At 50.0% G+C, this 25253-nt stretch carries 21 protein-coding genes and 1 other annotated feature; of the genes, 5 read left to right on the forward strand and 16 right to left on the reverse strand.

Annotated features, from left to right (window positions below; all coding sequences use genetic code 11):
* The first annotated feature begins 8 nt into the window (after positions 1-8).
* The gene (locus KNP60_RS05840) at positions 9-653 is read left to right on the forward strand and encodes a YczE/YyaS/YitT family protein (protein WP_214797081.1); all 645 of its coding nucleotides are present in this window, start codon (positions 9-11) and stop codon (positions 651-653) included.
* Between the two features lie 47 nt (positions 654-700).
* Here the strand turns inward: KNP60_RS05840 and KNP60_RS05845 are convergent, their stop codons facing one another.
* Both KNP60_RS05845 and KNP60_RS05850 read right to left on the reverse strand, forming a co-directional pair.
* The gene (locus tag KNP60_RS05845) at positions 701-1735 is read right to left on the reverse strand and encodes a zinc-binding dehydrogenase (protein WP_214797204.1); all 1035 of its coding nucleotides are present in this window, start codon (positions 1733-1735) and stop codon (positions 701-703) included.
* Positions 1736-1826: 91 nt separating this feature from the next.
* Positions 1827-3539, reverse strand: coding sequence for an ABC transporter ATP-binding protein (locus KNP60_RS05850; RefSeq protein ID WP_214752572.1), 1713 nt, complete (start codon positions 3537-3539; stop codon positions 1827-1829).
* 119 nt (positions 3540-3658) lie between these two features.
* Between KNP60_RS05850 and KNP60_RS05855 the strand changes: the two genes are divergently transcribed.
* The 3 genes from KNP60_RS05855 to KNP60_RS05865 all read left to right on the forward strand — a co-directional run bounded on the left by KNP60_RS05855 (position 3659) and on the right by KNP60_RS05865 (position 5136).
* Positions 3659-4009: an iron-sulfur cluster biosynthesis family protein gene (locus KNP60_RS05855; RefSeq protein WP_034776892.1), complete on the forward strand. Its 351-nt coding sequence runs from the start codon at positions 3659-3661 to the stop codon at positions 4007-4009.
* Positions 3982-4200 carry a hypothetical protein gene (locus tag KNP60_RS05860; protein WP_214797082.1) on the forward strand — a complete coding sequence of 73 codons (219 nt, stop codon included), beginning with the start codon at positions 3982-3984 and terminating at the stop codon, positions 4198-4200. The genes KNP60_RS05855 and KNP60_RS05860 overlap by 28 nt, the downstream gene beginning before the upstream one ends.
* Positions 4201-4284: 84 nt before the next feature.
* A complete protein-coding gene (locus KNP60_RS05865) occupies positions 4285-5136 on the forward strand; it encodes an alpha/beta fold hydrolase (protein WP_214797083.1) in 852 nt (283 codons plus the stop codon).
* A gap of 99 nt (positions 5137-5235) precedes the next feature.
* On the opposite strand, the gene KNP60_RS05870 is transcribed toward KNP60_RS05865, so the two are convergent.
* The 9 genes from KNP60_RS05870 to secD all read right to left on the reverse strand — a co-directional run bounded on the left by KNP60_RS05870 (position 5236) and on the right by secD (position 17814).
* On the reverse strand, positions 5236-6369 hold the full coding sequence (locus KNP60_RS05870) for a hypothetical protein (RefSeq protein WP_214797084.1): 1134 nt from the start codon (positions 6367-6369) through the stop codon (positions 5236-5238).
* A 116-nt stretch (positions 6370-6485) separates the two neighbouring features.
* On the reverse strand, positions 6486-8258 hold the full coding sequence (gene aspS / locus KNP60_RS05875) for an aspartate--tRNA ligase (protein ID WP_214797085.1): 1773 nt from the start codon (positions 8256-8258) through the stop codon (positions 6486-6488).
* Positions 8255-9535, reverse strand: a complete 1281-nt coding sequence (gene hisS / locus KNP60_RS05880) for a histidine--tRNA ligase (protein ID WP_214797086.1) — start codon at positions 9533-9535, stop codon at positions 8255-8257. Before hisS ends, aspS begins: the two co-directional genes overlap by 4 nt.
* A 39-nt stretch (positions 9536-9574) precedes the next feature.
* Positions 9575-9810: a binding site (T-box leader), on the reverse strand.
* A gap of 38 nt (positions 9811-9848) precedes the next feature.
* Complete coding sequence (dtd, locus tag KNP60_RS05885; protein ID WP_138859728.1) at positions 9849-10292, reverse strand: D-aminoacyl-tRNA deacylase; 444 nt, start codon at positions 10290-10292, stop codon at positions 9849-9851.
* Positions 10293-10308: 16 nt separating this feature from the next.
* The gene (locus KNP60_RS05890; RefSeq protein WP_483298406.1) at positions 10309-12441 is read right to left on the reverse strand and encodes a RelA/SpoT family protein; all 2133 of its coding nucleotides are present in this window, start codon (positions 12439-12441) and stop codon (positions 10309-10311) included.
* Between the two features lie 244 nt (positions 12442-12685).
* Positions 12686-13204 (reverse strand): adenine phosphoribosyltransferase, encoded by a 519-nt coding sequence (locus KNP60_RS05895; RefSeq protein ID WP_034776883.1) that lies wholly within the window; start codon positions 13202-13204, stop codon positions 12686-12688.
* 1 nt (position 13205) lies between these two features.
* Entirely contained in the window at positions 13206-15497 is a 2292-nt protein-coding gene (gene recJ / locus KNP60_RS05900; RefSeq protein WP_214797087.1) for a single-stranded-DNA-specific exonuclease RecJ, read from the reverse strand.
* A gap of 102 nt (positions 15498-15599) precedes the next feature.
* Positions 15600-16523 (reverse strand): protein translocase subunit SecF, encoded by a 924-nt coding sequence (gene secF, locus KNP60_RS05905; RefSeq protein ID WP_200881476.1) that lies wholly within the window; start codon positions 16521-16523, stop codon positions 15600-15602.
* Positions 16513-17814: a protein translocase subunit SecD gene (gene secD / locus KNP60_RS05910; RefSeq protein WP_200881475.1), complete on the reverse strand. Its 1302-nt coding sequence runs from the start codon at positions 17812-17814 to the stop codon at positions 16513-16515. Before secD ends, secF begins: the two co-directional genes overlap by 11 nt.
* A 220-nt stretch (positions 17815-18034) precedes the next feature.
* Between secD and zupT the strand changes: the two genes are divergently transcribed.
* Entirely contained in the window at positions 18035-18889 is an 855-nt protein-coding gene (gene zupT / locus KNP60_RS05915; RefSeq protein WP_034776881.1) for a zinc transporter ZupT, read from the forward strand.
* Positions 18890-18981: 92 nt separating this feature from the next.
* Here the strand turns inward: zupT and KNP60_RS05920 are convergent, their stop codons facing one another.
* From KNP60_RS05920 to KNP60_RS05940, 5 genes are all read right to left on the reverse strand, one after another.
* On the reverse strand, positions 18982-19287 hold the full coding sequence (locus tag KNP60_RS05920) for a hypothetical protein (RefSeq protein ID WP_214797088.1): 306 nt from the start codon (positions 19285-19287) through the stop codon (positions 18982-18984).
* Positions 19288-19289: 2 nt separating this feature from the next.
* Positions 19290-21074, reverse strand: a complete 1785-nt coding sequence (locus KNP60_RS05925) for a methyl-accepting chemotaxis protein (RefSeq protein WP_214797089.1) — start codon at positions 21072-21074, stop codon at positions 19290-19292.
* Positions 21075-21490: 416 nt separating this feature from the next.
* The gene (locus KNP60_RS05930) at positions 21491-23425 is read right to left on the reverse strand and encodes a DUF3732 domain-containing protein (protein ID WP_214797090.1); all 1935 of its coding nucleotides are present in this window, start codon (positions 23423-23425) and stop codon (positions 21491-21493) included.
* Positions 23422-23919 carry a three component ABC system middle component gene (locus KNP60_RS05935; RefSeq protein ID WP_214797091.1) on the reverse strand — a complete coding sequence of 166 codons (498 nt, stop codon included), beginning with the start codon at positions 23917-23919 and terminating at the stop codon, positions 23422-23424. The genes KNP60_RS05930 and KNP60_RS05935 overlap by 4 nt, the downstream gene beginning before the upstream one ends.
* Positions 23916-25139 carry an ABC-three component system protein gene (locus KNP60_RS05940; RefSeq protein WP_214797092.1) on the reverse strand — a complete coding sequence of 408 codons (1224 nt, stop codon included), beginning with the start codon at positions 25137-25139 and terminating at the stop codon, positions 23916-23918. Before KNP60_RS05940 ends, KNP60_RS05935 begins: the two co-directional genes overlap by 4 nt.
* Positions 25140-25253 lie beyond the last annotated feature (114 nt).

Consider the following 25253-nt stretch of genomic DNA (forward strand, 5'->3'; position numbering starts at 1 on the left):
CGACGAACATGCACGCGGTATGGGTACAATCTTTACGAATCAGCTTGAAGTGGACGTTGTTTATGAGCGGTCTATTCCTGCTCGCCCTCGGGTCATCGATGATGATCACGGCCGACCTCGGCGTATCGACGTGGGACGTGCTCCATCTCGGCCTCGCCCGCCACACGCCGATTTCCGTCGGGACGATCATCTTGCTCGTCGGTCTCTTGCTCGTCTTCTGCAAGTACATACTGGACCGGATTCGGCCCCAGTTCGGGACGCTCGTCAACGCCGTCTTCGTCGGGGTGTTCATGAATTTGATTCTCGAGCGCCACTGGTTGCCGCAACTGGACGGCATCGCGCTCAATATCGCCTGGCTCGTCCTCGGCATCTTCGTCATCGGCATGGGTGCCGGCTTGTACGTCGCCATCGGCTACGGAGCCGGCCCACGGGACGGATTGACACTCGCCTTGGCCGACCGGTTCAACACGTCGGTCCGCATGATGCGGACGTGGATGGAACTGACGGCTTGCCTCATCGGCTGGGTACTGGGCGGACCTGTCTTTTTCGGGACTTTGCTGTCGATTTTCTTGATCGGTCCGTTCTTCCAGTTTTGGCTTGAACAGTTCCGGCGTCTCGTCTCGGTCATCGACCGGGCGAAAGTGGCGGCATAAAAAAGAGAGGAAATCGGATGTCAGCGTCCGGTTTCCTCTCTTTTTGGTTATGGGACGAGGACGATCTTCCCGAACTTGCCGCGCTGTTTGAAATACGTCTGCGCATCCCGTGCCTCAGCGAGCGGGAACGTCCGGTCGACGATCGGCCTGACCTTACCAGCTTTAATCGCCTCGAGCATTGTTTGGAACTCCGCGCGTGTGCCGAGCACGGAACCGTACATGGTGATGTGTTTCAAATACATCGTCCGGAAGTCGAGGTTCGTCTGTTGTCCCCCGGCCGAACCGGAAATACAGAACTTGCCGCCATTCTTCAACACCTTGAGCGCTGTCGCGAACAAGGCATCGCCGACGACATCGAGCACGGCATCGACCGGTCCTCCGTTCGCCTCGAGAATCTCATCGGCAAGCCTCTCGGAGCGGTATGAAAAGACGTGGTCCGCCCCAAGTTCCTTCAGCTTCGCTTCATCTTTCAAGTCCCCGACGATGGCGAACACGTTCGCCCCATGCACGTTCGCCGCGATTTGGACGTTGAACGAACCGACGCCACCGCTCGCACCCGTGACGACGATCGTCTGCCCCGGCTGAATCTCAATCTGTTCGTTCATATGCCACGCCGTCAACCCGCTCACCGTGAAGACGGCGCTGTCAACGAAACTGTCGAGCGGCATATCGAAACAGAGCTCTGCCGGCCAGACGACAGATTCGGCGTATCCGCCGTCGTACTCGGAGCCGATGAACGACATATCGTCAGCGATATGCTCGTCCCCTTCCGGCCCGCTCGATGTGAACGGGAATAGGACGACGCGGCGTCCGACCATCGTCTCCTCGACCCCACTGCCGACCTCTACGACTTCACCCGTGATATCGGAACCAGGAATACGTGGGAATTGGACCCCTTCCGGCCGCCAGCCCGACTCTTTGTCCGTCCCATACGCGCCTTCTCGCATCCAAATCTCGGTATTGTTAATCCCGCACGCTTTCACGCGCACGAGCACTTCTCCTTGTTTCGGGCTCGGAATCGAGACATCGACGACCTGTAATTGATCGACGTCCCCGTAACCGATGACTTGTACGGCTTTCATCACTTGTTTTCCTCCTCATAACCACCATTTGCTTGTCTATACCCAACTAACGCACGGCAGCCACCAAAAATTATTGGTGGCTGCCCATTCCTTATAGTTGTTGGCGTCTGAGCAATCCGGCGAACACGCCGCCTTTCATGCTCAGTTCATCGTGCGTCCCGTCCTCGACGATGCCGTCAGCAGTAACGACGAGGATGCGGTCAGCATTCTTCACCGTCGCCAAACGGTGGGCGATGATGAGCGTCGTCCGGTCAGCAGCGAGTTCATTGAGCGAGTCTTGAATGATTGCTTCCGTCTCCGTGTCGAGCGCGGACGTCGCCTCATCTAATATCAAGATCGGCGGATTTTTGAGGAACATGCGGGCGATGGCGATCCGTTGTTTCTGACCGCCCGACAGTTTCAAGCCTCGCTCCCCGATTTGCGTCTCGAGACCATGCTCGAGCTCCTCGACGAGCGAGTTCAAATGCGCCTTCTCGACCGCATGCATAATCTCCGCGTCGGTCGCGTCCAGTTTTCCGTAGGCGATATTCTCACGGAGCGTCCCGGCGAACAAGAACACGTCTTGTTGCACGATCCCGATTTGGCGGCGCAGACTCTCTTTCGTCATATCACGGATGTCCATGCCATCGATTGTGATTTTCCCACTCGTCACGTCATAGAAGCGCGGGATGAGCGAACAGATTGTCGTCTTCCCGGCCCCGCTCGTACCGACGAGGGCGACCGTCGTTCCGGCCTTGATGTCGAGGTCGATGTCGGTCAACACTTGCCGATAGTCCGAGTAGCCGAACGAGACGTTTTGGAAAGCGATGTCGCCTTTAAGCGTCTTGACGTCGACGGCGTCCGGACGGTTCTCGATGTCCGGGGCCTCGTCGAGGAGTTGCGTGAATCGTTTGAAGCCCGCCATCCCTTTCGGGTACATCTCGAGGAGGGCCGTGATTTTCTCGATCGGCTTGATGAGCAAGTTCATATAGAGGATGAACCCGACGAGCTGACCGTATGAGAGTTGACCTTGATACGTCAAATATGCGCCGTAGACAAGGACGAGCAGCGTCATGAGCCGCGTCGTGATGTAAATCCCGGCGAGCGACTTACTCATGACCCGATACGCCTCGATTTTCGAGCCGCGATAGAAATTGTTATCTTTTTGGAAGCGGTTGATTTCGAACGTCTCGTTCGTGAACGATTGGACGACGCGTGCCCCAGAGACGCTGTCCTCGACACGGGCGTTCACTTCGCCGATGTTCGTATACATCTTTTGCCACGCCTTGTTCATGTTCTTGTTGGCATACGTGATCATGATGACGAGGAACGGCACGGCGACGACCGTCACGAGCGCGAGTTGCGGGTCGATCGAGAACATGATCCCGAACGCACCGAGCAGCGTCATGATGGCGATGAAGAAATCTTCAGGCCCGTGGTGCGCCACTTCGCCGATATCGAACAAGTCGTTCGTCACCCGACTCATCAAATGGCCGGTCTTGTGGTTATCGAAGAACCGGAACGACTGTTTATGGATATGGGTGAACAGCTCTTCCCGCATATCGGTCTCGATATTGATGCCGAGCTTATGCCCCCAATAGTTGACGACGTACTGCATCATCATGGCGAGTATGTAAAGGATGAGCAAGCCGATGCTGATGATGATAATCCAGTTCCATTCCCCACCTGGCAACAAATCGTCGATGAACCATTGCACGGCGAGCGGAAAGCCGAGCTCGAGCAGACCGACGAGGATGGCGAACGAGAAATCGAGGATGAATAACTTCTTATGTGGACGGTAATAACTAAAAAAACGTGAGATCATTTCGTTTCCCCCTTCTAAACAAATAGTTTACGCCTTTTTGCAGGAAGTGGAAAACGGGAAGCACGTCTTTTTCAATCTTTTTTCCAGCGCGGTATAATAGACATAAGGAGCTGATTCAAATGAACGTACAAATTACAGAACGCGCCCAAGAGCGGATTGACGCTTTAAAAGGCGACCGTAAGGGACAGATGCATTTGTTTTATGAGACGGAAGGTTGCGGCTGCGGCAATAGCGGCATCTTCGAGATTCGCTACGTGACCGAGACGACACCGGAAGACGTCGAGATTGATTCGAACATCGGCCCTATCCTCATCAAGAACTGGACGAAAGTGTTTCTCGACGAAGACATGATCATCGACTATCGCGAAGATAAACGATCGCTCGTCTTGAAGAGCAACGGCCAAGTATTCAACTCGAACTTGCTCGTGACCGACGGGACCGGTTGCCAGTTGAACGTCCCGAGCCGATGAAACAGGCGTTACGAGACCATCCGAGCCTCTGGCTGTGGTTCATCCTTAGCTTCGGGCTCGGCTTGTTCGGCATCTACCTCGCTTTCACCGACTCCGTCTATACGATGACGGCCGTGATCGCCTCGCTGTTCGCCTTTGGCTTTGCCCTGCAGCGGACGGCAAAGAAGATGAATGACCAAAAGGAAAATTAACCACAGATAAAGAATGAAGAGAAGGTGTCGGACAATTCGGTCGGCCCTTCTTTTTTAATACATATGATTTGGAGGGATTTTAAATTGAAACGCTATATGATTCATTGCCAAGACATCGATGTCCGCGTCACCGAATGGGGCGATCGCGACAAGCCGGTCATCTTTTGTTTGCATGGCCTAGGCAGTACAGCACTCAGTTTCATCGAAGTTGCGGACAAACTGCAACACGACTTCCGCATCCTTGCGATTGATGCACCGGGTCATGGGATGTCCCAATCTTTCCAGGATGACCATGCATACGACTTCCCCCGCTTTTGTGAGTGGCTGAATCAAGTGCTCGATATGCTCGATGTGAATCGATTCTATTTCCTCTCCCATTCCTGGGGGTCTTTCGTCCACCTCTACTATTTGATCAATCAAGGCGATCGCGTTGACGGTTCGATCTTGATCGATGGCGGGTATCAGAGTAAACGGCTGCGCGGACGCTCTTCGGAGAAAGAGGCGGCGTATTACGAAACAAATTTTGAAGATTTTTGTGAGACGTGGGACGAATTCGAATCGATTGCAGTGTACGATGGCATCTCGAGACGTTCCTCTCTCCTAGACTTGGCCGCTCAAGATCTTGCCGTACATAGAGACAATCGCTACTATTGGCACGCCAGAGGAAAAACTGGTGCAGCCATCATTCGATCAATGTATCGCGATGAGGTGCTCGATTTTTCGAGCCGGGTGCAATCGAACTCGATCATCCTGTTACGGGCGACGCTTCCAGAATCAGATGAGTCCTTTAAAATCGATGCATCAAGTCAGTTCGCCGAATTGACCGGTGCCGTCGTCAAAGCCGTCCCATCCGCTTCACACATGCTCCATTGGGAAAATCCAGACCACGTCGTTCAAGAGATACGTGAAAATCGGGTGACGTCTGTCTCGCTATAAGTATGAGATCGGATGGACTCGCATAAGATTGAGATGCTTGAATGAGCATGAAAAAATCGTCACTTCCATAACCGGAGGTGACGATTTTTGGTTTCTATGTCAGTTCACATCGATGGTGTAGAACGTAATCAACCCGCCATCCCCAAGTTCGGCATAGGCGATTTGGCCATCACGATAGATCGGCTTGGACGTCGTGCCGCCTCGACTCGGCAAATACGAGACCGTCGCTTCATTCAAATCCGCAACTAATAAGCGATTCATGCCTTCACGGAATAGGATTCGCTGATTCGGCAAGAAACGAAATGAGTCAAATGTAATCTTTGACTGTGTGCTTTTATGTTGGAACTGTTTCGCTCCCCCCGTCAGCCCTACAAAATCGGCACGTCCTTCTTTTCCAAGAGCAACATAGTCCGCACCTGTTTCAAAGTCGACCAATGCGCCCATGTCCTCGTCAAACGTTCCATCGAGCGTGGTTAACTTTGTCGTCTTTTCCCCATCAGCGAATGAGCTTCGATGGACGATGACACCGTCCTCACTAACTCTGTAATCGAATACGTACTCGCCATCTCGTTTCTCCCCTTCTTGAAGCGTGTACGTTTGAATCGTTTCCACCGTGGCCGTATCATACAAATACTGCATCACCGCCGACGTCGTCATCGTTTCTGATGCCTCATAATCAACCCATGTAACGCGATCATCCGATGCATTCAAATGAGGAACGGGCGTCTCGAACATACTGACCCCGTTATACAGTTCAGTCAGTTCCGATGCGTCGAGCTTCATCCGGAAAATGGACCAAGCATATCCATTGTCTTCAGTCAGTTCGTATTCAATCCAAAATATTTCATCTTTGATGCCGACGAGACTACCAATTGTTCTCGATGTCTTATGTAACGACCGATTAGTTGCTCGTTCCGTATCATACACGTAGATTTCATGGCCGACCTCACCGACAGAATCCGTATAGACAATGTGTTCATCGACCATATGCTCCGGTGCAATCATCGCGACTTTATGTTGGAAGAACGATGATAGGTCATAGTCCTTCACTGCCCCGATTGAGGCGTCCTCGGCAACGGGACGCAATCGAATCATTTCCGAATCTTCCGATTTAGCCTCCTCGACGGTCTGGTCAACTTTCGGCGTCGCTTCCGTTTCTTGATTACATCCTGCTAAGATTGTCGTCAATCCAATCACCAACCCGATCGATCGAATAATTTTTCTTGGTTTCATGCTTCCCCGGCTCCCCCATCTTCATCATACAATTTATTCCATAACTATATCACCTTTCCACTTATTCACATATACGCAAAAAGACCCGCCAAGTGACGGGTCCTTGTGACTAACTATTATTTTTTCTCTTTCACCGCTGTCCGAATCGACAACTCCTCGAGTTGTGCATCCGCGACCGGGCTTGGTGCTTGTGTGAGCAAGTCGCTCGCCGACGCCGTTTTCGGGAAGGCAATCGTGTCACGAAGGTTCGAACGACCCGCGAGGATCATGACGAGACGGTCGAGACCGAGGGCGATACCTGCGTGTGGCGGTGTACCGTATTCGAACGCTTCGAGCAAGAAGCCGAACTGGTCGACCGCTTCTTGTTCTGTGAAGCCGAGCAATTTGAACATGCGCTCTTGAATGTCGCGCTCATAAATCCGTTGCGATCCGCCGCCGAGCTCATACCCGTTCAAGACGAGGTCATAGGCGAGTGCGCGTACGCTCGCTGGGTCCGTCTCAAGCAAGTGGAGGTCGTCACGGTTTGGCATCGTGAACGGGTGGTGGTTGGCGTAGAAACGGCCGTCTTCTTCTTCGAACGTGACGAGCGGGAAGTCCGTCACCCAAAGGAAGTTGAACTTCGACTCGTCGATGAGACCGAGCTCATGACCGAGTTTGACGCGAAGTGCGCCGAGGCTGTCGGCGACGACAGTCGGTTTTGACGCCACGAAGAGGAGCAGGTCGCCCGCTTCCGCGTTCGTCGCTTCCATCAACTTCTGGGCGTACGTCTCATCAAAGAACTTGGCGATCGGTCCGTTCAAGCCTTCCGGCGTCACTTTGAGCCAAGCGAGGCCTTTGGCACCGTATACGGCTGTGAACTCTTGAAGCTTGTCGATGTCTTTACGCGAGAACTTGTCCGCCTCGCCTTTGACGTTGATCGCTTTGACTTGTCCGTTTGACTCGAGGGCCATATCGAATACTTTGAAGCCGGCACCCGTGACCGCGTCGGCGACGTCGATGAGTTCGAGACCGAAACGAGTGTCCGGTTTGTCTGAACCGAAACGGCGCATCGCTTCTTCGTGTGTCATCCGCTCGAACTGGGCCGGCGTATCGGTGCGACCGAGCGTCGCTTCCATGACTTGCCCCATCATCGATTCCATCATCGCCATCAAGTCTTCGACGTCCATGAAGCTCGTCTCGATATCGACTTGCGTGAATTCCGGTTGACGGTCGGCCCGAAGGTCTTCGTCACGGAAGCAACGTGCGATTTGGAAGTAACGGTCGAACCCGGCCACCATGAGGAGCTGTTTGAACAACTGTGGTGATTGCGGGAGCGCGTAGAACTCGCCGCCGTGGACACGGCTTGGGACGAGATAGTCACGCGCGCCTTCTGGTGTCGATTTCGTCAAAATCGGCGTCTCGACTTCGAGGAACTCCTCTTCCGTCAAGAAGTTACGAATCGTGTTCGACGCCTTCGAACGGAGACGGAACGTCTCTTGGAGCGCCGGACGACGGAGGTCAAGGTAACGGTATTTGAGACGGAGGTCTTCCGATACGTTCTCGGCCTCGTCACCGATTGGGATCGGTGTCATCTTCGCCGCGTTCAAGATGTTAATCTCTGAAGCGATGACTTCGACGTTTCCGGTCGGCATGTTCGGGTTCTTGTTCTCACGTTCGAGGACTGTCCCTTTGATATCGAGCACGTATTCGCTGCGAATCGATTCGGCGAGCTGGTGCACCGCTTCGTTTTCCGGGCGAACGACGACTTGGACGATGCCTGTGCGGTCACGAAGGTCGATGAAGATGAGGCCTCCGAGGTCGCGACGTTTTTGTACCCATCCTTTAAGTTGTACCTCTTGGCCGATGAGTGACTCTGTCACGCGGCCGTTCATATGTGTGCGTCCAATCATTGTCCTGCTCCTTCCGATAGTTCACGAATTTTGTCTGCGACGGCCGAGAGCGGCACGTCGACTTGTTCCCCGGTCGCCATGACCTTGAGGGAAGCTGAGCCGCGTTCGACTTCATCGTCTCCGAGGATGACGGTGAACTTCGCGTTCAAGCGGTCGGCTTGTTTGAATTGGCCTTTGAACTTGCGGCCGAGGTAATCGCGGTCCGCCTTGAAGCCTTCGCTGCGAAGCAGTTGCAACAGGCGTGTCGCCGTCACTTCGACTTCCGTGCCGCCTTGGGCGACGACGAAGACGTCAAGTCCCGTCTCGAGTTCAGGAAGTACTCCTTCGTTCTCAAGAGCGAGGATGAGTCGCTCGAGCCCGATCCCGAAGCCGATGCCCGGCATGTCCGGTCCGCCGATGTCTTGGACGAGACCGTTATAGCGTCCACCGCCGCAAAGCGTCGTGATGGCGCCGAAGCCTTCTGCTTCCGACATGATCTCGAACGCCGTGTGCGTGTAGTAGTCGAGACCACGGACGAGCGTCGGGTCGACCTCGTAGGCGACACCGAGCGCGTCCAAGTGTGCGAGGACTTTCTCGAAGTACGTCTTCGACTCTTCGTTCAAGAAGTCGAGAATCGATGGTGCCAATTTCATCGACGGGTGGTCGCGGTCGACTTTACAGTCGAGGACGCGAAGCGGGTTCTGGTGAAGCCGCGTCTGGCAATCTTGGCATAACTCGTCTTGGACCGGCTCGAAGTGACGGATGAGCGCTTCGCGGTGAGCGTTGCGGCTCTCGGCGTCACCGAGCGAGTTGACGACGACTTTGATTTTTTTAAGCCCGAACGATTTGTAAATCGTGTAGGCGAGGCTGATGACCTCGGCGTCAACGGCTGGGTCGCTACTGCCGATCGCCTCGACACCGTATTGGTGCAGTTGGCGGAACCGTCCCTTTTGTGGACGTTCGTAGCGGAACATCGGTCCCATGTAGTACAGTTTCGTCGGCTGGTCAGGGCTACCGAACAGCTTGTTCGTGACGAAGGCGCGGACGACCGAGGCCGTTCCTTCCGGACGGAGCGTATACTCGTCCTTGCCTTTCTTGACGAGTGTGAACATCTCTTTTTGGACGATGTCTGTCGTCTCGCCGACGCTTCTTGTGAACAGGTCGGTCGTTTCAAAAATCGGGGTACGAATCTCTTTATAGTTGTAACGGGCGCTGATGTCGCGTAGTTTCTCTTCGACATACTGCCACGTCTCGACCGTGCCCGGAAGCAGGTCTTGTGTGCCGCGTGGTGCTTTCATCCAATTTCCCTCCTTAGAATACAAAAAGGCCCTCGTCCGCAAAGGGACGAGAGCCTGTTAAAGTTTCCCGTGGTACCACCCTCGTTGCAGAGCCAATACTTGAAACTCTGCCACTCGAAATCGGTTAACGCCCGATGAAACGGCTCCCCCTACTAAGCGTTCAAGGAAGCACCTCCAAAGTGTCGTTCGGGTCATCATCCAGTCGATGCTTTCAGCCTAGGCATCGCTCTCTTTGCTGGTGGGGTGACCGTACTCTTCTTTATCGCAGGTGTTAGGTTATATGGTTCATGATGCCGAATTGTGCCCGCTTCTGTCAAGCGTTTTTTTCGAGCATGAGCGTGACCGGTCCGTCATTGACGAGCGCGACGTCCATCATCGCCCCGAACTGCCCGGTCTCGACGACGAGCCCGTGCGTCCTCAAGCGATCGTTGAACTTCTCATAAAGTCGTTCCGCGATGTCCGGCTTCGCCGCTTGCGTGAACGCGGGACGACGGCCTTTCTGCGTGTCGCCGTACAGCGTGAACTGTGATACGGACAATACTTTCCCGTCGACGTCTTGAATCGATAGGTTCATCTTCTCGTCCGCGTCCTCAAAGACACGGAGTCCGGCCACCTTGTCGGCGAGCCAGTTTACTTCCGTCTCGGTGTCCTCGTGGGTCACCCCGACGAGGAGCAGATAGCCGGCCTCGATTTGGCCGACCGTCTCCGCGTCGACGGTGACCGAGGCTTGTTTCACTCGTTGCAACAATACACGCACTGAAATCTTCCTTTCGTTACGTCATCATGACTCGGCTGACCGAGTACACGTCCGAGATTTGCTTGATCCGGTCGACGACTTTTTGCAGATGGTTCACGTTCGGAATCGAGATTGTCATCGAGATGCGGGCCTGTTTGTTCTGGTCTCCGCGTCCACTCACGGCCACGATGTTCGTGTTCGTCGCCGAGACGGCTTGAAGCACGTCGTTCAAGAGCCCTGAACGGTCGTAGCCTGTGATCTCGATGTCAACGTTATAGTTCTTCTCTTTTGCTTGCCCGGCTTCCCACTCGACCGTGAGGAGCCGCTCCGGATGCTGCTCATTGATGATGTTCAAGCAGTCTTTCCGGTGAATCGACACGCCGCGTCCGCGCGTGATATACCCGACGATTTCGTCGCCCGGTACCGGGTTACAGCACCGGCTCATGCGGATGAGCATGTTGTCGATCCCTTTCACCGAGACGCCGGCCTCGGCCGTCTTCTTCTTCGGTGACTGACTGACTTTCAATTCGTTGATCGCGTCCGACAGCTCGAGTTTCGGTTCTTTCCGCTGCTTCTCCGTCAACTTGTGGGCGACTTGCGCCGCCGTGATGCCATGATACCCGACCGCGGCGTACATCTCTTCTTCGTTCCCGAAGTTGAACTTCTCGACGACGACGGCAAGCGACTGGTCATCGATCACTTCTTTCGGTTCGAAACCGAGCTTCTTGATTTCGACGTCGACGAGCTCTTTACCTTTCTCGACGTTCTCTTCACGCTGTTGGCGCTTGAACCATTGGCGAATTTTGTTCTTCGCTTGGCTCGAGACGGCGAGTTTGAGCCAGTCCTTGCTCGGCCCATAGCTGTGTTTCGACGTGATGATCTCGATGATGTCACCCGTCTCGAGTTTATGGTCGAGCGGCACCATCCGTCCGTTCACTTTCGCGCCCGTCATCCTGTGACCAATCTCGGTATGGATGCGGTACGCGTAATCGATCGGGACCGAGCCTTTCGGCAACTCGAAGACGTCGCCTTTCGGTGTGAAGACGTAGAGCATGTCGCTGAAGAAATCGACTTTGAGCGACTCCATGAACTCCTCGGCGTCGGTCGTATCTTTTTGAAGCTCTAAAATCTCGCGAAGGTGGGCGATTTTTTCATCGAACCCGTTCGTCGCGACGTTCTTTCCTTCTTTATAGGCCCAGTGCGCGGCAATCCCGAACTCGGCGATGAAGTGCATGTCCTTCGTCCGGATTTGCACTTCGAGCGGCTCACCCTTCGGTCCGATCACCGTCGTGTGGAGCGACTGATACATGTTCGGTTTCGGCATGGCGATGTAGTCTTTGAACCGGCCTGGCATCGGCTTGTACTGCGTGTGGATGATGCCGAGGACGGCGTAACAGTCGCGAATCGAATCGACGATGATGCGGACGGCCATCAAGTCATAAATTTCATTGAACTCTTTTTTATGCTTCACCATCTTGTTGTAAATCGAGTAGATATGCTTCGGACGGCCGTTGACATCGGCCTCGATGCTCACGTCCTCGAGAACGGTGTTCACTTCCGTGATGACCGATGTGACGAGCGCTTCCCGTTCGGTCCGCTTCTGTTTCATCATCGAGACGATCTTATAGTATTGCTGCGGGTTGATATAACGTAACGAGATATCCTCGAGCTCCCATTTGATCGTCGAGATCCCCATCCGGTGGGCGAGCGGGGCGAAGATTTCGAGCGTCTCTTCCGCCTTTTGAACTTGTTTCTCTTTCGGCATATGTTGAAGCGTCCGCATGTTGTGCAGACGGTCGGCCAGCTTGATCAAGATGACGCGCACGTCTTCTGCCATCGCGATAATCATTTTACGGTGATTCTCAGCGAGTTCTTCTTTTTTCGATTTATATTTGATTTTACCGAGCTTCGTCACTCCATCGACGAGCATGGCCACATCGACACCGAACTCATCGGCGAGTTCTTTGAGCGTGACGTCCGTATCCTCGACGACGTCGTGCAAGAGCGCCCCGATGATGGTCGTCGCGTCTAACCCGATATCAACGAGAATACCGGCCACTTGGACCGGATGCAGAATGTAGGGTTCGCCTGAACGTCGGAACTGACCGGTATGATGCAGTTTGGCGTATTCGTAAGCGCGTCTTACTTCGGCAATCTCGTCTTCACCCATATACTCCCCGAGCGCGTCGAGAAGGTCCTCAATACTTACGATTTGTTTTTTGGTCATAACATTCGACACCCTTTTTCTTACCGCTCCAATCGACTCGGACAAGTCGCAGCATGGTAGTAGTTAACGTACGTGGTTGTTCTAATTTTACTTACTATTATCGAAAAAATCTGACGACCTGTCAAAGGTTGTGGGTTGTTTTACTTAAAAAACTATTTAAAAAAGGGAAGCCATCGCTTCCCTTTGATTAATCTTCGTAACGGATGAGTGAGAACACGTCGTATCCTTCGAGACGCTCACGTCCACCAAGTCCATCAAGCTCGATTAAGAATCCGATCCCAGCGACGACGCCGCCGAGCTGTTCAATCATTTTGATTGTCGCTTCGATCGTTCCGCCTGTTGCGAGCAAGTCATCCAAGATGACGACTTGTTGGCCCGGTTTGATCGAGTCTTTGTGCATCGTCAAAATGTCTGTGCCGTATTCGAGTCCGTAAGAGACGCGAACCGTCTCACGTGGCAACTTGCCTTCTTTACGGACCGGGACGAACCCGAGCTCAAGTGCGTACGCTGCCGGGCAACCGACGACGAAGCCGCGTGCCTCAGGGCCGGCGATGAGTTCAGCACCGCGCTCCTGTGCGTAAGCGATGAGCTCGTCGACCGCTTTTTTATAGGCCGGGCCGTCTTGCATGAGTGACGTGATGTCCTTGAAGCTGATCCCTTCTTTCGGGTAATCCGCTACTTCTTTAATATGCTGTTTGAAATCCATTTTATGTGTAAGCCTCCTGCATCTTGTTCGATCGCAATGATTGTAACCGCTCTTTCAGTTCTGCCAACGACGCATAGATGAAACGCTCCTCGAGTTGGACTCGTCCGACCCGGCGCTTATAACATGGCGCTTCGGTCAAATCACGTTTCGGCGCTTCTGGATTCACTCCAGGCAGTCCGTCTTCCATTGTAACAAGAAATTCGAGTTCAGAGAATACTTGATGCATAAATTGAATCGTATTTTTTGACCATTTTCGCTCGATTGACAAACGAATCAAGTTTTCGCGCAGGTTTTTCCGTTCGCACGTCGCCATATGGACGTAATATGTTCGGAAATCTTCTCGCGTCGGCAACTTCTCAAAAAATGAGCCGCCTTGTCCGAACGCACAGTACACGCGCTCGACATCCTCGGTCAACATGTCTGCGAGCACATCTTCCTCGTCCGGCAAATCGAGCAGGACGACGAACGGTTTGAGCGGCGTGCTGAGATCGTGGAGCGGGAAGTCGTCCCGGCCTTGGAACGAGATGAACGACGTCGTGTCGCCCGGGAGCTGTTTCAATTCGTCGAGCGAATTTTTCTTGCCCCGATAATCGAACACTTGGAACCCGTCGACACGGATGTCTTGAATCATGAGCTGCGGCTTGCGCATCCCGTTCCATTCATTTACTTGCAGACTGCCCATGACCGAGACGTGGGCCATCTTCGAGATTTCAGAGACGACGTGACCGAAACCGAAGCCGATGCCATCAAGTTCCCGCTTATCCCCGGCGAGCTGAACCTTCAAATGGGTGTTGTCGCGCCCGATTTGACGGATATCGCGAAGTCTAGCGTCTGCCACGACGACACGCGGTGACGGATTACCCATCCCGAACGGGGCGAGCTTGCCAATCTCTGAGATCAAGTCGAGCGACACGTCGTTCACGTCGAGCTTCAAGTCGACGTTGACGCGGGCGACGAACGTCTCGTCCGGAATCGATTCGGCTTGTTCGTTCAGACGCCGGCGCAGTTCGGCCACGTTCTCCGATAACAAGGTCATCCCGGCTGCGGCCGGGTGTCCGCCGAAGTGCGGCAAGATGTCTTCATTTTTCGACAGTTCTTTGAACAAGTCGAAACCGTCGATCGAACGGCCCGACCCCTTCGCCTTCCCTGTTTTCGGGTCGTGGCACAATAGGATGACCGGACGATAGTACGCCTCGACGAGTCTTGAGGCGACGATCCCGACGACACCCGGATTCCATCGTTCGCTGGCGACGACGAGAACGCGGTCGTCCGTCATCGATGCCTCGACGAGTTCCGTCGCTTCTTTGGCGATCGTCTTGACGATGTCTTGACGTTCTTTGTTCTGTTTGTCGAGCTTTTGAGCCAGTTCGAGTGCTTCCTCGACGCTCTCGGCGAGCAACATTTGGAGCGCCGGCATCGCCGAGTCAAGACGACCGGCAGCGTTGATGCGCGGTCCAAACGCAAAACCGACCGACTCTTCGTTCAATGTCCCGTCCGTCAACGCGCACACTTCGCGGAGCGCGAGAATGCCTGGACGTTTTGAGTCATCGAGCGCTTTCAGACCAAGCTTCGCGAGCAAACGGTTCTCCCCGTCGAGCGGGACGAGGTCGGCAATCGTACCGAGCACGGCCAAGTCGAGCAACTCTTCCGGCATCCGTCCGAGCACGGCATGGGCCACTTTGAGTGCGACGCCTGCCCCGGCGAGCTTGTCATACGGATATGACGGATCGATGTGAGGATGGATGATGGCGAACGCATCTGGGAGCGTCTCTTTCGGTTCGTGGTGGTCGGTGATGATCAAATCGACACCGAGCTCTTTTAAGAGCGCTGCCTCTTCGATCCCTGAGATCCCACAGTCGACCGTGATGATGAGCGTGAACCCTTCACCCGCGGCCCAGCTGAACGCCTCTTTGTTCGGACCGTATCCTTCCGTGAACCGGTTCGGGATATAACATTCCGCCATGACACCGATCTCGGTCAAGGCGTGCCACATGACGGCCGAGGCGCTGACACCATCGACGTCATAGTCGCCGTAGATGAGCACCATCTCCCCGTCATCGGCCGCGCGTTTCAAACGGTCAACGACTTTGTTCATCTGTTCAAATAAGTACGGATCGTGGAACGTCAACTCGTCCTCGATGTGCAGGAACGCCTTCGCCGCATCGACGTCACGGTGCCCCCGCTGCATGAGGAGCGTCGCGAGTTGCTCCGATATATTCAATTCTGTCTGTAACTGTTCAACCGCGGCCGTATCCGTCTCCGGATACACCCATCGTTTCTTTGCATGATACATAGTCCTTCACTCCAATCAATTGTTGATTATATCAGAACGAGCGAGTGAAGTGCCGTCTTGACATTCAAAAAAGGTCCCCCGAACGATGCGGGAGACCTGCTGTTACGCCTCTGGGGCGGTTTCTTTCTTTTTGTTGAGCGACATGCCTTTGAGGAGCATCCACAAGTACGAGGCGATGAAAATCGATGAGTACATCCCCATGACGAGACCGATGAGCAACGCGATTGAGAAGCCACGGATTGACTCGGCACCGAACACGTACAAGGCGATGACCGTCAAGAGCACGGTGACGACCGTGTTGACCGAGCGGACAATCGTCTCTTGAATCGACGTGTTGACGATGTCACGATACACGTCCATCGATTTGATTTTCCGTTCTTTCTCATACGCTTGGATGTTCTCACGGACGCGGTCGAACGTGACGATCGTATCGTTGACCGAGTAACCGATGATCGTCAAGATGGCGGCGACGAAGTACAAGTTGACCTCGATACCGAAAATCGAGAACGCCACGATCATGAAGAACGCATCGTGAAGCATGGCGACGACCGTTGCGACCGCATACGAGAATTGGAAGCGGAACGTGATATAGAGGATAATCCCGAGCGACGCGAGTGCGACCGCATAGATGGCATTCCGAGCGATATCACGGCCGACTTCGGCCGACACGGTGCTGATGTTCGGGTCGTTCCCGAACGTTTCCGTGAACACGGTCTTCACCGACGCGACTTCGTCTTGAGCGAGCTGGCCGACGAACGTCACGTTGGCGAGCGTTCCGCCTTCCGCGTATTGGACCGACGAAATCTCTTCATCGACACCGGCTTCTTCAAATGCCGACGCCAATTCTTCTTGCGATACTTGTGATTCGGTCAACACTTCGACCCGGGTACCGGATGCGAAGTCAATCCCGAGGTTCAAGCCACGGAAGAACAAGATGCCGAGACCGATGATGACGATGGCACACGAGACGATGAACATCGTGCGCATATGTTTCACATAGTTTAATTCAGTGAGCTTAAAGTTCACGGATTTCACTCTCCTTCACACCAAACCAGCCTTTTCGTTTGTCGAACAGACGACTCGAGACGAGGAGGTGCATCAAATAACGCGAGATGAAGACGTTCGAGATGAACGTCATCGCAATCGAGATCATGAGCATGATGGCGAACCCACGGACCGAGCTCGTCCCGAAATAGAACAAGACCGCTGCCGAGATGAGGGTCGTCAAGTTGGCATCGATGATCGTACTGAGCGAGCGCCGGTTCCCGGCACGGAATGCCGAGAGGACCGATTTCCCTGACCGGAGTTCATCCTTGATGCGCTCGGCCGTGATGATGTTCGCATCGACCGCCATCCCGACACCGAGGACGAGAGCGGCAATACCAGGGAGCGTCAAGACGGCGTTAATGCCGTTAAAGAACAACATAATCAAATTGATATACAAAATGAGCGTGATGATCGAGACGAGACCGGGTAAACGATAGAAGAACAACATGAACAAGAAGATGGCTGCAATCCCGATGAGAGACGCGAACACGGTCTTGTCGAGCGCGTCTTGACCGAACTGGGCCGAGACCGACGTCGAATAGATTTCTTCAAGTTTGACCGGGAGCGCCCCGGCGTTCAAGATGTCAGCGAGACGTTGACCACTCTCGGCATCGATGCCGCCACCTGAGATGATGGCTTTATCCGATAGGATCGGAGACGTGACGGATGCATCCGACACGATCTTCGAGTTCTCTTTTTGAATCTCTTCGGCGTACGTGTCGCCTTCTTCATAATCAAGCCAGATGACGAGCCGGTTTTCCGGTGCCGGACGCTGGGCAATTTGCGACGTGACTTCACCGAACTGGTCCGCCGATTGCAACGTCAGTTCAACGACCGGGTTGCCTTGTGGGTCATAGCTGAGTGCTGCGCCACGCGGAGCGAGGTCTTTCCCGTCGAGTAGGACGTTATCATCCACATCGCGGAACGTGAGCTGGGCGGTCGACGAGAGCACTTCACGAGCGTCGTTTTGATTCTCTACGCCAGCGAGTTGGACGCGGATGCGATTCTCGTCTTCAATCCGGATGTCCGGTTCCGAGACACCGAGGACGTTGACACGGTTGTTAATGGCGCGAACGGTTGCATTCATCGCTGATTGATCGATGACATCGCCGTCTTCGAGCGGCTGGACTTCGTACAGCACTTCGAACCCGCCTTTAAGATCGAGGCCGAGGTTCGTGTTCTTGACGACCCATGGCGTCGACAAGGCGGCGAGCAGGATCGTTGCAATCATGATGACCGCAAAAATCGCGATATTCCCTTTTTTGTACATACGACTATTTCCTTTCTAAACACATGTTCTCGTAAAAAAACTTCTCTCGTTAACATTACAAATATTCTAAACATTTATCAATCGTTTTCCTGAAATTGTAACACCCACACGTTGATTTCCCACGCTTTTTTGCACTTGCGACTAAAAGTTGCATTAGGGCAAAACTTGAGCTATGATGTGATTATCAACTTATACACTACATGCAAAGGAGTCCTTTCTAATGGATAGTACGATACTCTATGCCTTTTTACTGACGCTGTTCGCTGGACTCGCGACGGGGATCGGAAGTATGATCGCCTTCTTCGCCAAACGGACCAACACGGCATTCTTGTCGGTATCCCTTGGCTTCTCAGGTGGGGTCATGATTTACGTATCCTTTATCGAGATTTTTCCGAAAGCGCTCGATGAACTCGTCGGGGCCCACGGAGAGCAGGCTGGGACGCTCTATACCGTCCTCGCCTTCTTCGGCGGGATGTTGTTGATCGCCTTGATCGACAAATTCATCCCGTCTCCGGAAAACCCACACGAAGTCAAATTCGTCGAGACGATGCAAAACGACCCGTCGTCCCAGGAACTTGCGACGACGGCGACCGAACGTGTCCCGTTGAACCAAGAGACGAAACAGCGGCTTCATAAAATGGGTCTGTTCATGGCGCTCGCCATCACCATCCATAACTTTCCGGAAGGTTTGGCGACATTTATCTCGGCCCTCGATGACCCAGCGGTCGGTCTCGCCATCGCGATCGCGATCGCGTTACACAACATTCCGGAAGGCATCGCCGTCTCGGTCCCGATTTATTATGCGACCGGTTCTCGGAAGAAGGCGCTGAAACTGTCCTTCTTGTCCGGACTTGCCGAACCGCTCGGAGCGGTCGTCGGTTTCCTTCTTTTGATGCCATTCTTGAGTGACACGGTGTTCGGCCTCTTGTTCGCAGGCGTCGGCGGCATCATGGTGTTCATCTCGCTCGACGAGTTACTCCCAGCTGCTCGTGAATACGGACGGGCCCACCATGCGGTGTACGGCATGGTCGCCGGTATGATGGTCATGGCAGCCAGTCTGATTTTGTTAATGTAATGAACCGAACGCTCGCATAATAGGAAGAGGCCGTAGGAACAATTCGTTTCCACGGCCTCTTTTTGTTTGTACTAAACATGCGTAACAGTTGTCTACTCTAGCATATATTCCATATTTTCCTTCTTGATTACCGCCATTGCTTCATCCATAGCGATTCCAGTAAGTAACGCCAATTTTTCACGGCTTACCTGGTTATGTCCAATCCAGATTTGGGCCAACGATTCTCCGCAACTAGCTCGGATCATTTCATCCGTTTTCTTGTCATTCGCAACGGTCAGCAAAGCGACTTCCACTGTCTCGTCATTCAAAATAAACCCTAAGTCCATTGCAGCGTCATCCCGCTCCGCGTCACTCGCTGTTTTATCGAGCAATATTTCAATCAATGTAAGAGGGTCCATCTTTATACCTCGTTAGATGGCGGGGCAGAAGTCTTGAATAAATGAACAAGATCTTTTAACTCGACCGACATATGACTCATCGTCTCGGCGATGCCGTTGATCTCTTGAATGGCCGCGAGTTGCTCTTCGACGTTCGCACCCGCCTCTTCCACGCTTCGTTGCGTCGACACGGCATTCGTCGACATATCTTCGACCGAGACCGCGACCTCGGTCGTGTTCGCGCTCACTTCTTCTGTTGCCGCCGCGATCTCACTCATTTGACGGGACGTCTCTTGAATGACGGAGACGATTTCACGGAACGCACCGGCGACTTCTCCCATTTGGGTGACGCCGCTCGTCACGTGTTGACTCGTGACGTCAAACGCGGACTCAACTTCTGACGTATCACGCTGGATATCGACGACGACCGCTTGGATTTGTTTTGCCGACTGTTTCGACTCTTCGGCGAGCTTTCGGACCTCGGCCGCGACGACAGCAAACCCTTTCCCATGTTCACCAGCCCGTGCCGCTTCGATGGCGGCGTTTAAGGCGAGTAGGTTCGTCTGTTCCGTGATGGCGGTGATTGAACGCGTGATTTTCTCGATTTCAAGCGACTGGTTCGACAAACGCTTGACCATCTGTTGCGTCAAGTCGTTCGCTTGTTGAATCTCACGCATTTGTCGTTCGGCCAACTGGATTGTCTCAAGTCCCCCACTCGCCGCTTCGAGCGTATGGATCGTCTGTTCGTTCACGCCTTGCGAGGCCGCGGCGATCTGGTTCAAGCCGACGACGGCTTGGTTGACGCCGGACGTCCCTTCCTCGGCCCGTTTCGCCGATACTTGGGCGCCGAGGTTCATCTGTTCGAACAGGCCGGCCACGCCTTGCGTCGTCGTGGCGACATGGTCCGTACTGGCGTACAGCTCTTCCGAATAGGCCGTCACTTTATCCGAGGCTGCACCGACTTGGCGAATCAGGCCGACGAGGTTCCGTTTCATATCGTTGAACGCCGTGACGAGGTCACCGAGCTCATCGTTTGAACCGACCTCGATATCGTCTCCGGTCAAGTCTCCCTCGGCAACGACGCGCGCTTCGCTGACAAGTCGATTGATCGGCTTCAAGAACAGCTTTTGGAGGGCTACTAGTGAAAATAGACCGACAGCGACGCCGATGATGCTGATGACGACCATCCAGATGATCGATTGCCCGGCACTCGCCTGGACCGCTTCCGACTCAGCGGCGAGCGCTTCGCCCTGATACGTGACGAGGTCGGTCACCGTCATTCGGACACGATCCGTCGTCGGTGTCACACTCGTATTGAGCACCGTCTTATAGCCGATCTCGTCTTGTTGTTGACGGAGGTCGATGACGCGCGCCATCTCCGTGTCGAGATGTTGATTGAACTTCTCGAGATCATCAAGCCAGGCGAGCACTTTCGGATCTTCTGTCGACTGTTGGAGCGTATTCATCAATTCGTCCCGTTTCGTTTGGGAAGCCTCAAGGCTAATCAACGTTTTCGGGTTCGAGACGAGCAGGTAGTAGTTCAAATAACGCTCGGCATCGGTCACGGTCAACGCCAAATCTTCGGCGACGAGCATATCTTGGAGCCGCTCGTTCAAGACGCGGTCATACTCTGACGTCGCATTCTGTAATTGATACGAGCCGAGCGCACCGACGATCAATAAAGCGATCAGTGTCGGCACGAGCGCCATCGCCATCTTACGGCGCATCGACGAGCGTCCTTTCACGCGGTCAGGGCGACGTCGTACCTTCCATTTTTTGAGTGGGCGTAGCAATCGTTTCACATCCATGTCCTCTTCTCCTTCTTTCCAATTCTTCTCAACTTGACGATAATGCAAACGTTTTCACGATTCAATTTGATTTTTGGAAAACAGGTGGATGATTCGTCGGATTGACGAAGTTTGACAAAATACTTTCAAGAATTTTATTTTTTGAGGATGACTACCATCTTTATAATATTCTGTTGATATTAATTTCTTTCTAAACATAACAATGATTTTTCTACTAAGTTTACATTTATTATTTCTTTGATTTTCATAATTAGATTTCTTTGAGTTTATTTGAAAGAAGAGTAATAGCCCCAACGCTCACACGATCGTTGGGGCTATTACTCTTTTTAACTTTAAGCCAACAGTAATACATTTTACATAGATTGATTTTTCTTACTTCCTTAATTATTATATTGGTTTTCCAAAATTAATTTATTTTATTTTTCTGGCCAATTATGAGGAATTAATCCTGTTTCTCCTTTTTTCCAACTATATTTCACTGCTTGTTTATACTGATCATTATTTTTGAAATATGCATGTTCTAATACAATTACCTGCAATGACTCGCCTCTATCAACCTCTTTAAATAACTGATTGAAGTATTGTAACAAAGAATTTCTATCATGATCAGTTACTTCCGTTTCAATTTCTTCTTGATCTTTATCAGCAGGGAAATATGGACGACTTAACTGATCAAATAATAATACACCAGGGACAGGAGTTTGAAGATTCGCAAAGTGTCTATGCATTGCTAAAAGTAGTGAGACATGCAAGCTAAGATAATTTTCATCGGATCCAACATCACGCATACTTTCGCTGTGTGTAGGTAATGAAACTCCGACGTTTAGATTTCTTAAATTAATAAATATTGGATTGTCTTCATACCTTTTCTCAAAGGGTAAATCTGAAATTATCTTTGACGCAATTGAAGAAATTCTACGTTCAACATTTTCTAGAGCTTCTATTTTTCCATTTACATCAACTTCATTAACAAGAGTTTCATGTACTCTTTTTAACTGATTTAATTTATCTAAATTTTCATTATTGCTAATCTGCTCTTTAGTCTCCATATAAAGGCTTACTCTTCCAATAACTTTATATCGCCGCTGAATAATATCCAAACCTATTTCAAAATGTTCATTTTCCTTAACTAAAGTAGAAATTCTATTTTTGTACTGATTTATTTTAGTTTCTGACAATGCTATACTTTTTTTTATTTCCCTAATGTATGCATCTAATTTTGGTCTCTCTCTTTCAACACCATTTAAATCAGTGTGAGTTTTAGAAATTAGATTGTTAATTGAATCTATAGCGATAATTTCGTTATGTATTTCTCTATCGCATAATGGACAGCTATGTACATCGTTTATATGTTTAAATATATTAATTGTTTCTAATTTTCTTCTCTGCCTTCTGATTGTATGATCATATTCATTTGCCACTTTAATTTTTTCTTGTGCCGATCGTACTTTGTTTTTCATTTCAACAATTTTTGCTTGTTCCTTTACCAACAAGTTATACAATTCTGGCAATTGATCTTCATTTAACTTTGCATCTTGATTTAAATCCCACGACAAAATTTTATTTAGTTGATGTTCGAGCTCTTCATTTTCATAATGAGTTGGATTATCGCACAATCCTAGTTGAGAAGCTTCTTGGATTAAATCCAACATTTTAGAATCTTCCAAATCAGTTAATCTTTTATTAACATTCAAGTTTTTCTCTATTCTTTCAATCTGTTTCTTAACTCTTTTAATTTCTATTTCCTTTTCTAAAGTAGCCTCGTCGATTACTCCGAAGAAATAAGGGATTGATTCAATTACACTTTGCTTTTTTTCAACTTCATTCCCGCCTCTTAAAAGATTATTCTTACTTATAATCACATCATCGTCTTGCAATAAATATGGCATAGAGTTTCTAATTGTAATTCTTTTCGCTTCATAACTTCTTCCGAAGGAATCAGTTAAAGCATCTCCTATTCCCAATATACTTTCAAATTTTTTTAGTGCCCCTTCTAAATTTGTTACTTTTCTTAACTCACTTGCTCGTTTAGGAATATTAATGTTTTTTCCTGTTTCAACATAATAGTCTTGACTAGATTTTTTACCTGCATTTGGGATTTTTCTGAAAATAGAGAATTCTGTGCTATCTTTTATCCATACTATCCCTACCCAGCTTAAACAAGATCGGACATAGCTTGGTATATAACACTTACTTGCCCCCATGACATAATCAATAATTTCTGGAATAGCTGATTTTCCGGTACGGGAATCACCTGTAATAATATTTACTTTTTCCAATTCAAATTCTAACTCTCTTATTTTTTCGTCATGACTATAAAGTAAAATACTTTTTATATTCCACCTTTTCATATGCTTAACCCCATTACATTATATATATTTCTCGTAGATTCAAGATGACCACACCAAATTCCAAATCTTTTTGAACAAATAAACATCTCATGGACCTCAGATTTTTTATCTTCTTTGAGAAATAAGTTAAACTGTTTCTTTAAAATTCCTGAATTATCTGCTAACAATAATCCAGTTTCATTAAATTTGAAAATATGATTATTAGCTCCAAAGATTAATGCATTTTTAGTCAATAAATCTGTTGCTTCAATTCTAGTAGATAAGTCAATTAGCACTTGTGGCTCTCTAGAAAGCCAAGTTAATAATCCTGTGTTTTTATTCGAACCTTTAAAACAGTCTCGGATATTGCTTGATAACATAAAAGGAAGAGTTAAAAAGATAACTGGAAACTCACAACCTTCTTTGTTCACTTCTTCAAACCCATCTAAAAATGACTTTATCAATAAAGAACAAAGTGCGGGATTATTTGCAGAATATAAATCACTTGAAATCAAATTCCTTCCTCCTCTATTTTTCTAGTCAATCGGTCTATATAATTCGGATGCCATCCTACTTTAAGTTCGTCTGAAAGATGTTGATATGTTCCCTGAACTAAAAATGGTTGCTTCCAACTATTTCTTATCGGAACAATTTCTAAGTGGGCTTTTTGATGTGACCAGTCAAGTAATTTACAACCTTCCTTACATAAGGTTTCTTCATTCTCACTAAACAGATCATTTCTCATAGGTTCAAAGCTGTCTTCCCACACTTTTATTAGTTGCTTGTCTAATTTATTCAATTCAGCACTATGAATAACATCTTGAGAAATCCACTTATCTCTTTGATTAATTGCTTGCCATCTTGCAATAGCAGCTCTTTTCTTCCTATGCGTTCCTCCATTCACTAAATCAATTTGATATTCCATCATACCTCTCATTTCTTGTTCAACATCAACTTCTTCATCTTTATCACTGTAATCATCAGGTAAACTGTCTTCTTGAAATTGAGAATAAATATTATAAATTTGTTGAGTTAGTTCCGACTTTTGAATTTCCCTCTCTGCTTCATTAAGTAATCCCAATACAACTCTTCTGTCCCACCACTCGATTATTCTCTCAATCAACAGTTTTCTAATTTTTATCGGGATAGCATTCTTTATTCTTTTCTCAACTTCTGAATTTATTTGTTTCAGATTAAAACTATTCGGGTGAATAGTTATTTTGTTCACTAGTTCCGTTCTTTGTGTATCTGAAAGACTTAAAAAAGCATTACAACCTTCAGCTCTCGTTTGGTGCGGTAAGGGTATTTTTCCCTTCAATTTAGCATCTTCTCTTTCGTTTCTTACTCTTGTTGCTTCCATATACAGCAATTTAACTAACTTAGACCGATTATTTTTTTCAAATGTGAAATCAATCAATAAACTGCTTCTTTTAATTCCTAAAGGGGTAACAAATATAAAATATATTGATTCATTTGTTTCACTATTGTTTAATTTATCCGACCATATCCGTATAGTTTTCCATAATCCTTCATTTTTCTCTGTCAAATTCCCTTTGCTGTTAAGACTATGCTTTAATTGATAGAGAGTTTTAGATTTACCACTTAAAAAAACATCATCCTCTGTTTCAATACTAATCTTATCGAAATCTTCCGCATCTAATAATTTTACTAGGGCATACATTCCTTGATAGTAGTAGCCTAAAAAAGATGCATCAGCAGAATGTATATTAGTCATATTTATCACCATCCAAAAAATATATATTTTAGCTTTAAATACCTATGCACAAAACTCAAATACCATTATATACCTTATATTTCTTTTGTCTATTATCAAACAGTTATTCATACC

The organism is Exiguobacterium sp. s5, from assembly GCF_018618075.1.
In the GTDB taxonomy this organism is placed as follows: Bacteria; Bacillota; Bacilli; order Exiguobacteriales; family Exiguobacteriaceae; genus Exiguobacterium; species Exiguobacterium mexicanum_A.

Coding starts and splice junctions, on each gene's coding strand:
- KNP60_RS05840 (WP_214797081.1), top strand. CDS start 9: ATGCACGCGGTATGGGTACAATCTTTACGAATCAGCTTGAAGTGGACG.
- KNP60_RS05845 (WP_214797204.1), bottom strand. CDS start 1,735: ATGAAAGCCGTACAAGTCATCGGTTACGGGGACGTCGATCAATTACAG.
- KNP60_RS05850 (WP_214752572.1), bottom strand. CDS start 3,539: ATGATCTCACGTTTTTTTAGTTATTACCGTCCACATAAGAAGTTATTC.
- KNP60_RS05855 (WP_034776892.1), top strand. CDS start 3,659: ATGAACGTACAAATTACAGAACGCGCCCAAGAGCGGATTGACGCTTTA.
- KNP60_RS05870 (WP_214797084.1), bottom strand. CDS start 6,369: ATGAAACCAAGAAAAATTATTCGATCGATCGGGTTGGTGATTGGATTG.
- aspS (WP_214797085.1), bottom strand. CDS start 8,258: ATGATTGGACGCACACATATGAACGGCCGCGTGACAGAGTCACTCATC.
- hisS (WP_214797086.1), bottom strand. CDS start 9,535: ATGAAAGCACCACGCGGCACACAAGACCTGCTTCCGGGCACGGTCGAG.
- KNP60_RS05890 (WP_483298406.1), bottom strand. CDS start 12,441: ATGGGTGAAGACGAGATTGCCGAAGTAAGACGCGCTTACGAATACGCC.
- KNP60_RS05895 (WP_034776883.1), bottom strand. CDS start 13,204: ATGGATTTCAAACAGCATATTAAAGAAGTAGCGGATTACCCGAAAGAA.
- recJ (WP_214797087.1), bottom strand. CDS start 15,497: ATGTATCATGCAAAGAAACGATGGGTGTATCCGGAGACGGATACGGCC.
- secD (WP_200881475.1), bottom strand. CDS start 17,814: ATGTACAAAAAAGGGAATATCGCGATTTTTGCGGTCATCATGATTGCA.
- zupT (WP_034776881.1), top strand. CDS start 18,035: ATGGATAGTACGATACTCTATGCCTTTTTACTGACGCTGTTCGCTGGA.
- KNP60_RS05920 (WP_214797088.1), bottom strand. CDS start 19,287: ATGGACCCTCTTACATTGATTGAAATATTGCTCGATAAAACAGCGAGT.
- KNP60_RS05925 (WP_214797089.1), bottom strand. CDS start 21,074: ATGGATGTGAAACGATTGCTACGCCCACTCAAAAAATGGAAGGTACGA.
- KNP60_RS05930 (WP_214797090.1), bottom strand. CDS start 23,425: ATGAAAAGGTGGAATATAAAAAGTATTTTACTTTATAGTCATGACGAA.
- KNP60_RS05940 (WP_214797092.1), bottom strand. CDS start 25,139: ATGACTAATATACATTCTGCTGATGCATCTTTTTTAGGCTACTACTAT.